This is a genomic window from Nostoc sp. MS1, from assembly GCF_019976755.1.
Taxonomy (GTDB): Bacteria; Cyanobacteriota; Cyanobacteriia; order Cyanobacteriales; family Nostocaceae; genus Trichormus.
The window spans coordinates 337,110-351,303 of record NZ_AP023441.1 but is presented as its reverse complement, the minus strand read 5'-3'; the positions used below and the strand labels follow the sequence as shown (position 1 = coordinate 351,303).

The window sequence follows — 14,194 nt, the reverse complement described above, 5'->3', positions numbered from 1 at the left end:
TATAAATAAATTGTCAGAATTAAATCTCTATGAATTATTGGTTAATGAAGTCGGAACCCGAAAGTTACGGCATCACTCATCTACAAAATGATAATCAAACTATTTGGGATGGTGTGCGTAATTATCAAGCTCGTAACTTTATGCGACAAATGCAACCGGGAGACTTAGCTTTTTTCTACCACTCCAATACAAACCCACCGGGTATCGTGGGGTTAATGCGTGTAGTTAAAACAGATATTGCTGACCCTTCTCAGTTTGATTCCACAAGTGAGTATTATGATTCAAAATCAACTCCTGAAAACCCACGTTGGCAAACAGTATTAGTGGAATTTGTCAAAAGTTTCTCTCAACCTATATCATTAACAATATTGAAAGAAAAATTTAGTGCAGATGAGTTGTTGCTAGTTAAACAAGGAAATAGATTATCTGTAATACCTGTTGCTGATGTAGTAGCTCAGAAAATTTTAGCAATGACAGGTAGTTGATTCAATTATTTACGAGTAGCAGTATATATAGATTGAGACTCATCAGTAAATACTACTAACAAAGCTATAGTTTTCCCATCAAAACTTTGTTGATTTTGCAGTACAGCCGATCGCACTGTTTTACCGTTAATCTTATCGCCTTTAGCTAAAACCTTAATTAATTTGCCATTCCAATAAGCATAAGCACCATACTGGTCATTTGCACCCGCAGCATTAAAAACTATATTGGAACCACTCATACATAAATTGGCAAAACTTTGAAAATTACCACTTCCGCTAGGAAGGCGTTGAGTAGTGTTGACTACTTTTTTGACATTACCACGTTTATAAATATAAATTTGATAAGCGAGTAATGGCTGCTGGGGAATAGCATAAGTTGAATCAAATGCTACATTTGTTCCACTGAGAGCTAAAGAAGCTGGATTAGCATTTAATTTAAGTAACATAGGTAGGGTTTGCAAACGATTATTAGAGTAGAGATAATACTTGCCTGTTTCCCCCATCCCCACAAAAACAATATTTGTACCACTGGAACGGAGAGTTTGAAACAGGTTGGTACTAAACATATGAGGCAGCGACTTTTTAGCCGAACCCTGTAAGTTAATTATTGGTCGTATAGAAGTGCCGTTGTGAAGGTAAACCCCTGCAACTAGGGTAGTTGTATTTTGTGGTGCATTTCCTAAAACGCCGACATTAGACCCGACAAAGGCAATGCTATTACCAACAATTACAGGTTCGCCAACGTCTTCAAAATTCCCCCCACCAGGAATAGGGGTTTTGCGGTCTACCAAACGTTGCAATTTGCCATTGCGGTAAATATACAAACCAATTTCTACGTTAGGGTCAGCTAAAGGACGACCATCTTTACCCCGAAAGACTATGGTTTGTTGGCTAATTGCTGGGACTGTTGCGGAAACATAACGAAATCGACTACGACCGCCAGGGATAGTAGTATTGCGGTCAACTACACGCTTGAGGGTGTTGTTAGTAAATAGATAAATTCCCTCTTGTTCCTCTCCTCGACCGACAAAGGCTATATTACCTCCGCTAATAATTGGCGCTTCAAATTTGGTAAAACCCCCTTTACCATTGGGAATTGGAGTCCGGGTATGGGCGATGGGACGGAAGGTGAAGCCGTTGAGGTTGATGGTTTGCTGTGCAGAAGATGGATAACTAGGCGTAACCACCAGACTAACACCGCAGGCGATCGCAATTAAGAAGATTGTTGGCTGGATTTTATCTAATTTTGTTTTCAGCATAGAGTAAATATACGTGTTTTTTTAATTAAAAATAACTGATACTTCGCCTTGGCATTTGACTTCTATTTTGGCTGCTTCGCTCTAAAATGTCATCGTTTCATCAATTGCTAGCCATAATTCTTCTCAGCCACTAATTCTTAAACCCACTTTGGTTAAAACATAGCCAGTGTGAATACAGAACAATCCTTATTTTCGCTTCGACTTACAATTCATAAATTAGAAATTTCTGTATTTCCACAGAATATCTGATTTGCGATCGCTCTTGACAAGTACTGTTTACTTTTAATGAAATTATTGGAGAATAAAAGTATCACCGACTCATCAAATTATTAACCAGGGAATAGCCATCTACCTTAATTTCTCTCCTGTTTTCATGTTTATTTCCCTATGGAGAATGGATTAGATGGCTAGAAAGAAAAAGAAATCATCTAGATTAAATTGTCATCATTCACTTAATACTAGATGTCCTATTTGCTGTGTTATTCCACCACACATATTAGAAAATATTGCTCTGAATGGTACAGAAACACAAAAAAGCTGGGCTTTTCAAACATTGAATGTTTCGGCACAATTGCGCGGACGCAGAAATGTTGTGGGTAATGTCTTTTTTGCCCCTTCTCCTGGTGAAAAACGCCGCACTATTTATGATGCTAAAAATACTGAACAATTACCAGGAGTTATTGCCCGTATTGAAGGCGATCCTCCTAGTAATGATGCAGCAGTTAATGAGGCTTATGATGGTGCAGGTGCTACTTATGACTTGTTTTACGAAATATTTGAACGCAATTCCATTGATGACAAAGGACTACGTTTAGACTCTTCCGTCCACTTTGGAGTGAAGTACGAAAACGCTTTTTGGAATGGGGATCAAATGGTTTATGGTGATGGTGATAGTGAATTATTTGATCGCTTTACCAAATCAATTGATGTGATTGCCCATGAATTAACTCATGGTGTAACTCAGTATGAAGCTGGATTAATTTATTATGGTGAACCAGGGGCTTTAAACGAATCTTTTTCTGATGTCTTTGGTACATTAGTTAAACAAAGGGTGAAAAATCAGACGGTGGAAGAAGCCGACTGGTTAATTGGTAGTGAACTATTAATGCCCAAAGTTAAAGGTATTGCTGTCCGTTCCATGAAAGCACCGGGAACAGCCTATGATGACCCAGTTATGGGCAAAGACCCCCAACCTGGTCATATCAAAGACCAATACACAGGTTGGGCGGATAATGGCGGAGTACATATCAATTCAGGTATTCCTAACCGTGCTTTTTATCTAGCAGCAATGGAGATTGGCGGCTACGCCTGGGAAAAATCTGGTAAAATTTGGTACATTGCATTGCGCGATTGCCTGCGTGCTAAAGCCGACTTCCAAAAAGCAGCTGATGTCACTACACAAGTTGCCAGCGAACTCTATGGTGATGGTAGTTTAGAACATAAAGCAGTGAAGAATGCTTGGAAACAAGTAGGGGTTAATTCGTAATTTGTAATTCGTAATTCGTAATTAAAGGTTTCTACTGCGAATTACGAATTTATTATTGCTTATAACTCTTTCCCCACTCCCCACTCCCCATTCCCCATTTTTGTTAAACTGGAAGGTGAAAATCTTATCTTCCAGGCTGAGTTAAATGCGGGTATCTTTAGAACGCACAGGCGGCTTTGCTGGAATTAGTAAAAGCATTAATGTAGACACAAACCAACTCTCTCAACAGGAAGCTGAGGAACTATCACGGCTGATAGAAGCAGCTGATTTGTTTCACCTACCTGCACAGATTATTTCTTCTCACCGTCAAATAGACCGCTTTCAGTATCAAATAACAATAGAAGATAATGGTCAACGGCATACGGTAACTGCTGGCGAAGCAGCGTTACCTAATAGTTTAAAAACATTGATTGAATGGCTAAATCAAGCATCATCTTCTTAAGAAATGAACAATTAACAATTGACAATTGACAATTGTTAATTACCTCGCAGGAGAAAGTGAGAGTATTGGACAATAAGAATTTTTTATTTTTTCTCCTTATCAAGGAGAAGTTTTAAACCTTGAATGAAACAATTGTGAATTATCAACTATAAAGGTTCCCAAGCTTTACCTTTATAGCCATAATCGAATATTTCTGGATGCAAAATTTCGGACAAAATTTCTAAAGAATCTACAAGTCTTGGCCCTGGACGGTTGAAGTAGGAATTACCATCAGTAATGTAAACTCTACCTGTTTGGGTTGCATGGAGTTTCTGCCATTGTGGGTTTTGGGTGAATAATTGGGCTTCTTGGCGAGTACGCTGTAAGTCAAAGCCACAAGGCATAAAAATTATAATATCTGGATTGCTAACTACCAGATTTTCCCATTTTAAATGAGGGGAGGGCTGACCTACTACAGAAAATAGTGTTTGTCCTCCAGCTAAGTTGACTAATTCAGGAATCCAATTGGCTGCAGCCATGAGAGGATCTGTCCATTCGATGCAAGCTACAGTGGGTACTTCTTCTAGAGAAAGTCCTTGGATTTTTTGTTGACAAATTTTGACCCGCGCTTCTAAATTTTCTAGTACTTTTACTGAATCAACCCCAAACGCATTAGCCACATGCTCAATATCATGCCACACATCCTCAAGCACATTGGGTTGTAAGGAAATGATTTGGGGTGAACTTTGGGTAAGTTCTGCAACAGCTTTTTCCACATCTTTAAGGCTGACTGCACAGACATCACACTGGTCTTGCGTCACAATATGGGTGGGTTGTAACTTTTCTAAAACATCTGTCTTGATTTGATAAATACTCAGCGCAGATTGCAGTATCTTATTTACCTCATCATGAATTTCACTACTATGCGCGTTACTATTTAACCTTGCTTGGGTACAAATAGGGCGATTTTGAATCTCTGGGGGATAGTCACATTCATGCGATCGCCCAACAATCGCATCACTTAATCCCAAGTTTGCTAAAATCTCAGTAGCGCTAGGAATTAGAGAGACAATTCTTACATTACCATTTGCCATTACACACCTCTACAACAGCAGCTGCGTTCTTCAGTTCATTGTTACAGACTTCCACTTCTGGGGTATCTTTCCACAGGTGAGATTATGTTGCAAAAAGTAAAAGACAAAAATTAAAAACACTTAATATTTGTCTTTATTTTACTTTTGACATCAGTAAATAAATTTATTTATGTTAAATTTGTTATACTCAAGTTATAAAAACTTTAAATTTATTTTTTCAGTGCGATCGCTTAGTCTGGTTGTAATTATATACGATGAAAATTAAATAAATTTGCGTAGCTTTTGATGCAGAAATGTGTCTATATTTCATTTTAAATTCATCAATTTAAAGAAAAAAAGATTTTCCAGATATGTAAAAGTTGCTGGCGTAATTGTAGTAATAAAAACAGTTCTACTCTCTTTGCAGAACTGCAAGGCAAAGTGATTTCTTTCCAGAGAAAACAAATGCAGGTGCTAGTGGTTCCAGATGTTACAGAAAGCCAGGCAAATCAGGAGGGTGTGCGAAACACACAAAACGTGCGACGTAAACAAAATCAGACCCTAGTGCAATTGGCAAGGAGCAAAACATTTCAGCAAGAACCTCTCAATGCTGTACTTCAAGAAATTACACAAGCTGCTGCCGAAACACTTCTAGTTGCACGGGTTAGTGTGTGGTTATATAACCAGAATGCTTCAGCGCTTGAGTGTATGGATTTATATGATGTTAATCAGCAAGTTCATACTTCGGGACAGTCTCTATTAAAAGCGAGTTATCCAGTTTACTTTCAAACTTTGGAGGAAGAACGCAGCATTGCTGTACACGATGCCATTAACGACAAAAGAACTCAAGAGTTATCTGCTACTTATCTATCGGTTTTCGGTATTACATCCTTACTTGATGCTTCTATTTGGGTAGGTGGACGTTTATTAGGTGTAGTATGTCATGAACATTGTGGTGAAGTGCGCCATTGGACACCAGAAGAAGAATATTTTGCAGGTTCAATTGCAGATTTTGTTTCCCTAGCTATCGAAGCCAGAGAACGCAATACAGCACAGGAAGCCTTACGTAAGAGCGAAGCGCAATTTCGAGGAATTTTTGAACTATCCTCTATTGGTATTGGGCTTGTGGATATGCAGGCGCAAATAGTCGATGCTAACCCGGCTTTGTGTCAAATGTTAGGATACCAACGAGTAGAGTTATGTGGTAAGCATTTCACCGATTATATTTGCCCACAACGGGGAGATCGAGAGCTTTATAAAAAACTAATTATCGCAGCCTCCAGAGATATCAAGCAACTAGGTGGAAAACCACATCTAAACATTGAGAGAGCCTTTATACATCGAGATGGTAATTTAATTTGGACTAAGCTGTCTGTTTCCGTAATTCCTGGTTCTCATGGTGAACCAGAGTATTTTTTAGCCATGATTGATGATATTACTGAACGCAAACAAACGGAAATGAAACTTCTTACTTCCCAAGCAGCCGCAGAAGCTGGTAGTCGAGCTAAAAGTGAATTTTTAGCCACTATGAGTCATGAACTACGGACACCCCTGAATGCAATTATGGGTTTGTCGCAGTTGTTGCAAGCGGAAATAGTTGGTTCGCTCAATGAAAAACAAAAAGAATATATAGATGGTATATACAGCAGTGGAGAACATCTACTGGCGCTGATTAATGATATTTTGGATTTATCAAAGGTAGAAGCAGGTAAAGAGGAATTATTTCTTGTACCTTTGCTAGTAGTAGATGTGTGTCATGAGGTCTTATCCATAGTAAGCGATCGCGCCACTGCTAAAGGCTTAAAACTCACTTATGAAATTGACCCACAAGCAAACATTTTTATAGCAGATGAGCGTCGCATTAAGCAGATGCTACTTAATTTACTCACCAATGCGATTAAATTTACCCCAGTCGGGGAAGTATCTTTGACAGTCAATAAAATATCTGAAGGCATCACTTTTACAGTATCAGATACAGGAATTGGTATCGACTCCAATCACTTTCAATTTTTATTTGAGCCATTTAAACAGTTAGATAGTCGGTTAAATCGTCAATACGAAGGTACAGGATTAGGTTTAGCTTTAACACGTAAATTAGCTCGATTACACGGTGGCGATGTGAGTGTAAAATCTACTTTAGGCGTGGGGAGTCAATTTACTTTATTTCTTCCAGATCAAGAAATTTAGTACAAGTCAGAGGAAAATAACTATGGACTACGGACTAATGACTATGGACTAATGACTATGACTGAACAACAGGGTAAAGTCTACCTTGTCGGCGCGGGGCCTGGCGATGTCGCATACCTGACAGTAAAAGCTGATAATCTTTTGGCGGCGGCTCAAGTGTTAGTTTATGATGCCCTAGTAGATGAGCAATTGTTAGAGTGTGTATCATCTGATTGTCTCAAAATAGATGTAGGCAAACGTGGCGGTAAACCCAGCACACCCCAAGCCGACATTAATAATTTATTAGTTAAATTCTGCCAAGAAGGTCAATTAGTCGTCAGGTTAAAATCAGGCGACCCCTTTATTTTTGGACGGTGTACCTCAGAAATTGAAGCTTTGAAAGTCGCAGGTTGTGCATTTGAAGTAGTACCGGGAATTTCCTCAGCCACAGCCGCACCTTTATTAGCAGGAATACCTCTCACAGATCCCGTGATGAGTCGCTGCTTTGCAGTCTTGACAGCCCACGAAGTTGAAGCTTTAGACTGGGAAGCGCTGTCACGGTTAGATACACTGGTAATATTGATGGGTGGGAAAAACCTTGCAGATATTGTAAATGAACTTTTACGCAGAGGGCGATCGCACCTCACACCCATAGCCATTATTCGCTGGGCAGGAACCCCTAGTCAACAAGTTTGGGCTGGTCAACTGGGCAATATTTTAGAACAGACGGCTGGTGTATCCCTCTCCCCAGTTGTCATCGTCATTGGTGAAGTTGTTGGGCTACGTAATTACCTACAACCTGAGAAAATATCTTCAGAGAACTCAACCACATCTATGGCTATGACTATTAACTCATCTCCCTCATCTCCCTCACCTTCCCACCTCCCCCTCACTGGTAAAACTATCTTAGTCACCCGTTCCGTGGGACAATCGAATCAATTTAGCGATCGCCTAACGGCATTTGGCGCTACAGTAATTGAAATGCCAACTTTAGAAATAGTTCCCCCTTCTAGTTGGGAGGAATTAGATCAGGCGATCGCTAATTTATCTCAATTTGACTGGTTAATTCTTACTTCTACAAACGCCGTTGATTATTTCTTTGAAAGACTCAACACTCAAGATAAAGATACTCGCGCTTTAGCTGGAGTAAAAATCGCTGTTGTTGGTGAAAAAACTTCCCAATGTCTTAAACAAAGAGGACTTCAACCTGATTTTATTCCGCCTAATTTTGTTGCTGATTCCTTAGTAGAAAACTTCCCTGAAACACTGTTAGGAAAAAAGATATTATTCCCTAGAGTAGAAAGTGGTGGACGAGAAATTTTAGTCAAAGAACTCTCTGCTAAAGGGGGAGAAATAATAGAAGTTGCAGCATATCAATCTTCCTGTCCTAAAAGTATCCCCGCAGCAGCAGAACAAGCATTAAAAAACCGCACAATAGATGTAATTACCTTTGCCAGTTCTAAAACAGTGCAATTTTTCTGCCAACTTGTAGAGAACGTATTTCCTAATAACATCGCCACTGCTTTAGAAGGAGTATGTATTGCTTCCATCGGCCCCCAAACCTCAAAAACTTGCCATACCCTATTGGGTCGAGTAGATATAGAAGCCCAAGAATACACCCTAGATGGACTAACCCAAGCCATCATACATTGGTCATTAAAACTATAAAACCCTCCTCAACTCCACACTCCTCAGCGTCCCTCTGTGCTTACCTCTCATTCCTTTACGTTTAGAAAACAACCAAATTTATACACTTTTTTCTTTATTATTACTGATACTAGTTATTTTTGATGCTAAAACAAGAATAATTAATCACAGTGTATATATGGTAACTCCAAATAAAGAAAAAGCATTAATACTCTTACGTCAGACATTAGACAACCCAACATCTAATTTTCGCACAGGATAATGGGAAGCAATAGAAGAATTAATCGAAAGGCGATCGCGTTTACTCGTCGTTCAACGTACTGGCTGGGGTAAAAGCCTAGTTTATTTTTTAGCAACAAAGCTATTGAGAGATCAAGGTCTGGGTTTTACTCTGTTAATTTCACCCTTACTAGCCTTGATGCGAAATCAAATTGCAGCCGCAAAACGCATTGGCATCAAGGCTGCAACAATTAACTCTAGTAATAAAGATGAATGGGAAACCGTCAAAACACAATTATTAGCAGGACAAGTAGATATTTTACTAATTTCCCCTGAAAGACTAGCTAATGATGATTTTAGAGAAAATATTCTCTTACCAATATCTCAGCGCATAGGCTTATTTGTGGTTGATGAAGCCCATTGTATTTCCGATTGGGGACATGACTTCCGCCCAGATTATCGGCGAATTGTGAGAATTTTACAAGCACTACCACAAAATATTCCCATCCTCGCTACAACGGCTACCGCTAATAACCGAGTTGTCGATGATATTATCGCTCAATTAGGTTCAAATTTGCGTGTTATGAGAGGTAATTTAACTAGAGAAAGCCTGCGGTTACAAAATATTTACCTTCCCAGCCCAGCCGCAAGAATCGCATGGTTAGCCGAACAATTACCTCAACTACCAGGAAGCGGGATTATTTATACATTAACAGTGAGAGATGCTAATCGGGTTGCTAATTGGTTACAAACTCAAAACATTAATGCTAAGGCATACCATAGCGATATAAAAGAAAATGAGCTTCGTGAAACATTAGAAGACGAACTACTAAATAATCAAATTAAAGCTTTAGTAGCAACTACAGCTTTAGGTATGGGTTTTGATAAACCAGATTTAGGTTTTGTAATTCATTATCAACGCCCTGGTTCCGTTGTCCACTATTATCAACAAGTAGGTAGAGCAGGTAGAGCAGTAGACCTTGCTTATGGTATTCTTTTGAGTGGTGATGAAGATGAGGAAATTATTAACTACTTTATTAATACAGCTTTCCCTCCCCAAATTCATACTCAACAGATTCTCAACCTACTGAACGAAGAAGAAGGTCTTTCAGTACCACAATTAGAACAAAGATTAAATCTTGCTAGAGGACAAATAGACAAAGTTTTAAAACTGTTATCATTGGAATTTCCTAGTCCAGTTACTAAAATAGATTCTAAATGGTATGCGACTGCTATTAATTATCAACCAGATGAAGAAAAGATTGCCAAATTAACAGCAATTCGTCGCGCAGAACAAGCCACAATGTCAGCATATATGCAAAGTCAACAATGTTTAATGGCTTTTTTGGGAAACGAATTAGACGATGCAAATCCGCGAAACTGTGGTAAATGTGCTGCTTGCTTAGGTAGACCTTTGTTACCAGTAATTTGTTCAATAGAAATGGTAAATAAAGCGGTTTTATATTTACGTCGCAGTGAACAAATTATTGAACCGCGTAAACAATGGCCATCATCTTATAACCCTAGAAATATTAGTAATAATTTAAGAGCAGAACCAGGAAGGGCATTATCATTATGGGGTGATGCTGGTTGGGGTGAATTGGTAAAACAAGGTAAATATAGAGATAATTATTTTGATGATGTATTGGTGCAAGCTACTGTTGACATGATTCAACGTTGGCAACCACAGCCGTTTCCTACTTGGGTGACTTGTGTGCCTTCATTAAATCGTCCAGAACTTGTACCAAATTTTGCTCAAAGATTAGCTGAAAAACTCGGTATAACTTTCATGCCAATTGTGCTAAAGGTTAAGCAAACACAGCTACAAAAATCTATGAGCAACAGTTACCAACAAGCTCATAATTTGGATGGTGCATTTAAAATTGATGCTTGGCCAGGAATTGGTGGTTCTGTATTCTTAGTTGATGATATGGTAGATTCCCGTTGGACTTTTACTGTAATTGCGGCGCTTTTACGCAGTGCTGGTAGTGGACAGGTGTTTCCTGTTGCATTAGCCCTCAATACATTAAGTCAAGGCGACTAGAAGACGATGTTAAATCATATTTTACCACCGGATACTCAAGCAATTTTGCTCTTGTGTGCAAGCTTTGGGCAAAGTCGCCAAATTGAACCGCAACCGTTAACCTTAAGTGAATATAATTCTTTAGCTGAATGGTTGCTGCAACAGGAAATGCGTCCAGCACATTTACTCGAACCAACAGCAAAAAAACAATTAAAACAACTCCATATCAATAAACTTGACCCTGAGAGGCTATTAGCTTTACTAGAACGGGGCGCAATGCTAAGTTTAGCCGTAGAGAAATGGACAAGTCGCGGGTTATGGATACTTGGACGCAGTGACGCACAGTATCCTAAACTGCTGAAGCAGCGACTAAAACATTCAGCACCAGCCGTTCTTTATGGTGTTGGTAATAGAGAACTTTTATCACAGGGAGGGCTAGCAATTGTTGGTTCCCGTGATGTGGATGAAGAGTTACTTGCTTATACGCGAAAAGTTGCAGAAGCTAGTGCATTAGATGGAATACAGGTAATTTCCGGTGCAGCCCGTGGTGTAGATCAAGAGGCTATGTTAAGTATTTTGAATGATGGAGGCACATCTGTAGGTGTACTGGCGGATAGTTTGACTAAAGCCGCAGTAAATGGCAAGTATCGCTCCAGTATTAAAGAAGGTAGACTAACCCTCATTTCTAGTTACGATCCTGATGCTGGTTTTAATGCTGGGAACGCAATGGGGCGTAACAAGTATGTCTACGCCCTAGCTGATTATGCGCTTGTAGTTAATTCTGCTTTCGGTCAAGGCGGGACTTGGGCTGGTGCAGTAGAAGCCCTTTCTAAACTCAAGGAAATTCCAGTTTTTGTGCGAATGTCTCCTACCGCCTCAGAAGGTAATCAGCAGCTATACAATCAAGGTGCAAAACCTTTTCCTGGTGAACTTGGGAATAGTTCCTTAAAAAAACTTTTGGTAGAAGCTACTTCTGCGGTTGAGACTCATCCTCAAATAAACCAAACTTCTACAGAAATAGTCCAGGATAAACAAGCACGAGAGTTAACATCAACTCCACAAAACATCTATGAAGCTGTTTTACCTTTCATCCTTAATCATTTACAGCAACCGAAAGATGCAAAAACTCTGGCGCATTGTTTAGAAGTCCAACCATCGCAAATGCAAGAGTGGTTAAAAAAAGCAGTTCAACAGGGGAAAGTGAGAAAAATTAATAAGCCAGTGGCTTATGTTGCTAATGAATCTGTTACTCAACTTTCTTTATTGGCGTAAAACAGCTACCAAACCACATTAAAATAATTGCACAACTCCCACCCCCACAGGAGTATCCAGTTGTGCAACCAGACTTGATAGGTTTAGAAATTAGTAAAGGAGAACTGAGACGCTTAATAGGAGTGTCACCAGATAGAGTTTCTCGTCCTGGAACTATTGGCAACAGTCAACAGCGCTTAAAATTTTGGCAGCAGGAAATATCTTTAGTATTTGTATTATCTATAATCATTGTTGGCTTGATTTATACCTTAATTATCCTGCCAACAATTGGTTCAGCGATTCAATTAGGTATAATTTTATTCATTATAGTCGCAGTAGTGCTGTTACTGGGGCGATCGCTTGCTCAACGTGCCAAAACTTCCAAAACCCTCACCAAGCTTTTAGATGCAGTTGACCAATATCACGCCTTAATTGTAGCCGTTGATGTCAACGACCAATTAGCGGTGTCAGGGAACTTAGATAATAGTCTTGAAGATAGGGATCAAGTTATTACCACTCTGCAACTGTTGCGAGAAGATTTAGTCCAAGCTTTGAAAACAGAGCGGCTTTTGCGGGATAATAAAAAACTGCTTGCTAATCAACAAGAGTTATTTGTCAATCATTTAACCAATATTCAAGCCATCCAAGAAAATACCCAGGCAAGCGAATATGGTCAAATTATCAATCAAGTATTGCAGATTGGTCTTGATGTAGAAGCACAATTAAGAAAATTACAATCTTAACTCAGCACTCCCAACTCAGCACTCAGCACGCTTATGAGCAACAAACCAAAAATTATTGTCTTGGATGATGATCCTACAGGTTCTCAAACAGTTCATAGCTGTTTGCTGCTGATGCGTTGGGATGTGGAAACTTTACGCGCAGGGTTACGGGATGATGCACCAATTTTCTTTATACTGACCAATACCAGAGCTTTAACCCCAGAATCAGCCGCATCTGTTACCAAAGAAGTCTGTCAAAACCTGAAGGTAGCACTGGCGGCTGAAGGTGTGGACGACTTTCTCGTAGTTAGCCGTTCTGATTCTACCTTGCGCGGGCATTATCCCATCGAAACAGATGCGATCGCCCAAGAACTCGGCCCGTTTGATGCTCATTTTCTCGTTCCGGCCTTTTTTGTTGGCGAAGCCTCGCGTAGCGAGGGAGGACGCATCACCCTCGATAGCATCCACTACCTAATTATCGATGGTGTACCTACCCCAGTCCATGAAACTGAATTCGCCCGTGATTCAGTTTTCTCCTATCATCACAGTTACTTACCTAAGTATGTGGAAGAAAAAACTCAAGGTAAGATTCAAGCTGAATCTGTAGAAAGATTTTTATTGGATGACATACGTCAGGGAAGCTTAGAACGCTTGCTCAAGCTTACAGCTAATCAGTGTGCTGTAGTTGATGGGGAAACTCAAGCTGATCTCAATAATTTTGCTGTCGATGTATTAGCCGCCGCCAGTCAAGGTAAACGCTTTTTATTTCGTAGTGCTGCTAGTATTTTAACTGCCTTAGCTGCCTTACCTCCCCAACCAGTCGCCGCCGAAAATATGGCTGAGTATGTACGTAAAGGTAAACCAGGAGCCGTGATAGTTGGTTCCCATGTAAAAAAGACGACACAACAATTAGAAGCGCTGTTACAAGAGGCGGGAACGGTAGGAATTGAGGTGAATGTGTCAAGATTACTTGATGAACAATTAGATGCAGCAAATAAACTGTTAGCTGAAATCAAAACAAAGGTTGAGGAAGTACACCAAATAGGGAAAACACCAGTAGTTTACACCAGCCGTCAAGAACTCACCTTTAAGGATGTGAAAACTCGTTTAAATTTTGGACTGAAAGTGTCAAGTTTATTGATGGATATTGTCCATAACTTACCTAATGATATCGGCTTTCTGATTAGCAAAGGTGGAATTACTTCCAATGATGTATTAAGTACAGGATTAGATTTAACTTCAGCCCGATTACTAGGGCAAATTTTACCAGGTTGTTCAATGGTGATAACATCATCTAACCACCCACAGTTCCCCAATTTACCAGTAGTATTATTCCCAGGTAACGTAGGTGATACTAATGCCTTGGGAAAAGTTTATCAAAGATTAACTAAAAATACTTAAGTAAGGATGTTGTTGTAATAAGCAACTAGTTTAATATTGGT

11 protein-coding genes are annotated in these 14,194 nt (G+C 39.5%); 9 read left to right on the top strand and 2 right to left on the bottom strand.

All coding sequences use genetic code 11. The annotated features are described in order from the left end of the window. Positions 1-29 precede the first annotated feature (29 nt). Positions 30-485, top strand: coding sequence for an EVE domain-containing protein (locus NSMS1_RS01465; RefSeq protein ID WP_224090337.1), 456 nt, complete (start codon positions 30-32; stop codon positions 483-485). Between the two features lie 5 nt (positions 486-490). Here the strand turns inward: NSMS1_RS01465 and NSMS1_RS01460 are convergent, their stop codons facing one another. Beyond that, a complete protein-coding gene (locus NSMS1_RS01460; RefSeq protein ID WP_224090336.1) occupies positions 491-1,744 on the bottom strand; it encodes a hypothetical protein in 1,254 nt (417 codons plus the stop codon). Between the two features lie 403 nt (positions 1,745-2,147). Here NSMS1_RS01460 and NSMS1_RS01455 point away from each other — a divergent pair, with 403 nt between their 5' ends. Together NSMS1_RS01455 and NSMS1_RS01450 are read left to right on the top strand one after the other, a co-directional pair. Further along, positions 2,148-3,230 (top strand): M4 family metallopeptidase, encoded by a 1,083-nt coding sequence (locus tag NSMS1_RS01455; RefSeq protein WP_224090335.1) that lies wholly within the window; start codon positions 2,148-2,150, stop codon positions 3,228-3,230. 145 nt (positions 3,231-3,375) lie between these two features. Then, on the top strand, positions 3,376-3,672 hold the full coding sequence (locus NSMS1_RS01450; protein WP_224090334.1) for a protealysin inhibitor emfourin: 297 nt from the start codon (positions 3,376-3,378) through the stop codon (positions 3,670-3,672). Between the two features lie 146 nt (positions 3,673-3,818). Here the strand turns inward: NSMS1_RS01450 and NSMS1_RS01445 are convergent, their stop codons facing one another. Then, positions 3,819-4,745 carry a cobalamin-binding protein gene (locus NSMS1_RS01445; RefSeq protein WP_224090333.1) on the bottom strand — a complete coding sequence of 309 codons (927 nt, stop codon included), beginning with the start codon at positions 4,743-4,745 and terminating at the stop codon, positions 3,819-3,821. 444 nt (positions 4,746-5,189) lie between these two features. Between NSMS1_RS01445 and NSMS1_RS01440 the strand changes: the two genes are divergently transcribed. The 6 genes from NSMS1_RS01440 to NSMS1_RS01415 all read left to right on the top strand — a co-directional run bounded on the left by NSMS1_RS01440 (position 5,190) and on the right by NSMS1_RS01415 (position 14,153). Beyond that, positions 5,190-6,911 (top strand): ATP-binding protein, encoded by a 1,722-nt coding sequence (locus NSMS1_RS01440; RefSeq protein WP_224090332.1) that lies wholly within the window; start codon positions 5,190-5,192, stop codon positions 6,909-6,911. 57 nt (positions 6,912-6,968) lie between these two features. Beyond that, on the top strand, positions 6,969-8,558 hold the full coding sequence (cobA, locus tag NSMS1_RS01435; protein ID WP_224095417.1) for a uroporphyrinogen-III C-methyltransferase: 1,590 nt from the start codon (positions 6,969-6,971) through the stop codon (positions 8,556-8,558). Positions 8,559-8,808: 250 nt separating this feature from the next. Next, positions 8,809-10,800, top strand: a complete 1,992-nt coding sequence (locus tag NSMS1_RS01430) for a RecQ family ATP-dependent DNA helicase (RefSeq protein WP_224095416.1) — start codon at positions 8,809-8,811, stop codon at positions 10,798-10,800. 6 nt (positions 10,801-10,806) lie between these two features. Beyond that, positions 10,807-12,051, top strand: coding sequence for a DNA-processing protein DprA (locus NSMS1_RS01425; protein ID WP_224090331.1), 1,245 nt, complete (start codon positions 10,807-10,809; stop codon positions 12,049-12,051). Positions 12,052-12,113: 62 nt separating this feature from the next. After that, positions 12,114-12,773 carry a hypothetical protein gene (locus NSMS1_RS01420; RefSeq protein WP_224090330.1) on the top strand — a complete coding sequence of 220 codons (660 nt, stop codon included), beginning with the start codon at positions 12,114-12,116 and terminating at the stop codon, positions 12,771-12,773. A 33-nt stretch (positions 12,774-12,806) separates the two neighbouring features. Beyond that, positions 12,807-14,153: a four-carbon acid sugar kinase family protein gene (locus tag NSMS1_RS01415; protein ID WP_224090329.1), complete on the top strand. Its 1,347-nt coding sequence runs from the start codon at positions 12,807-12,809 to the stop codon at positions 14,151-14,153. Positions 14,154-14,194 lie beyond the last annotated feature (41 nt).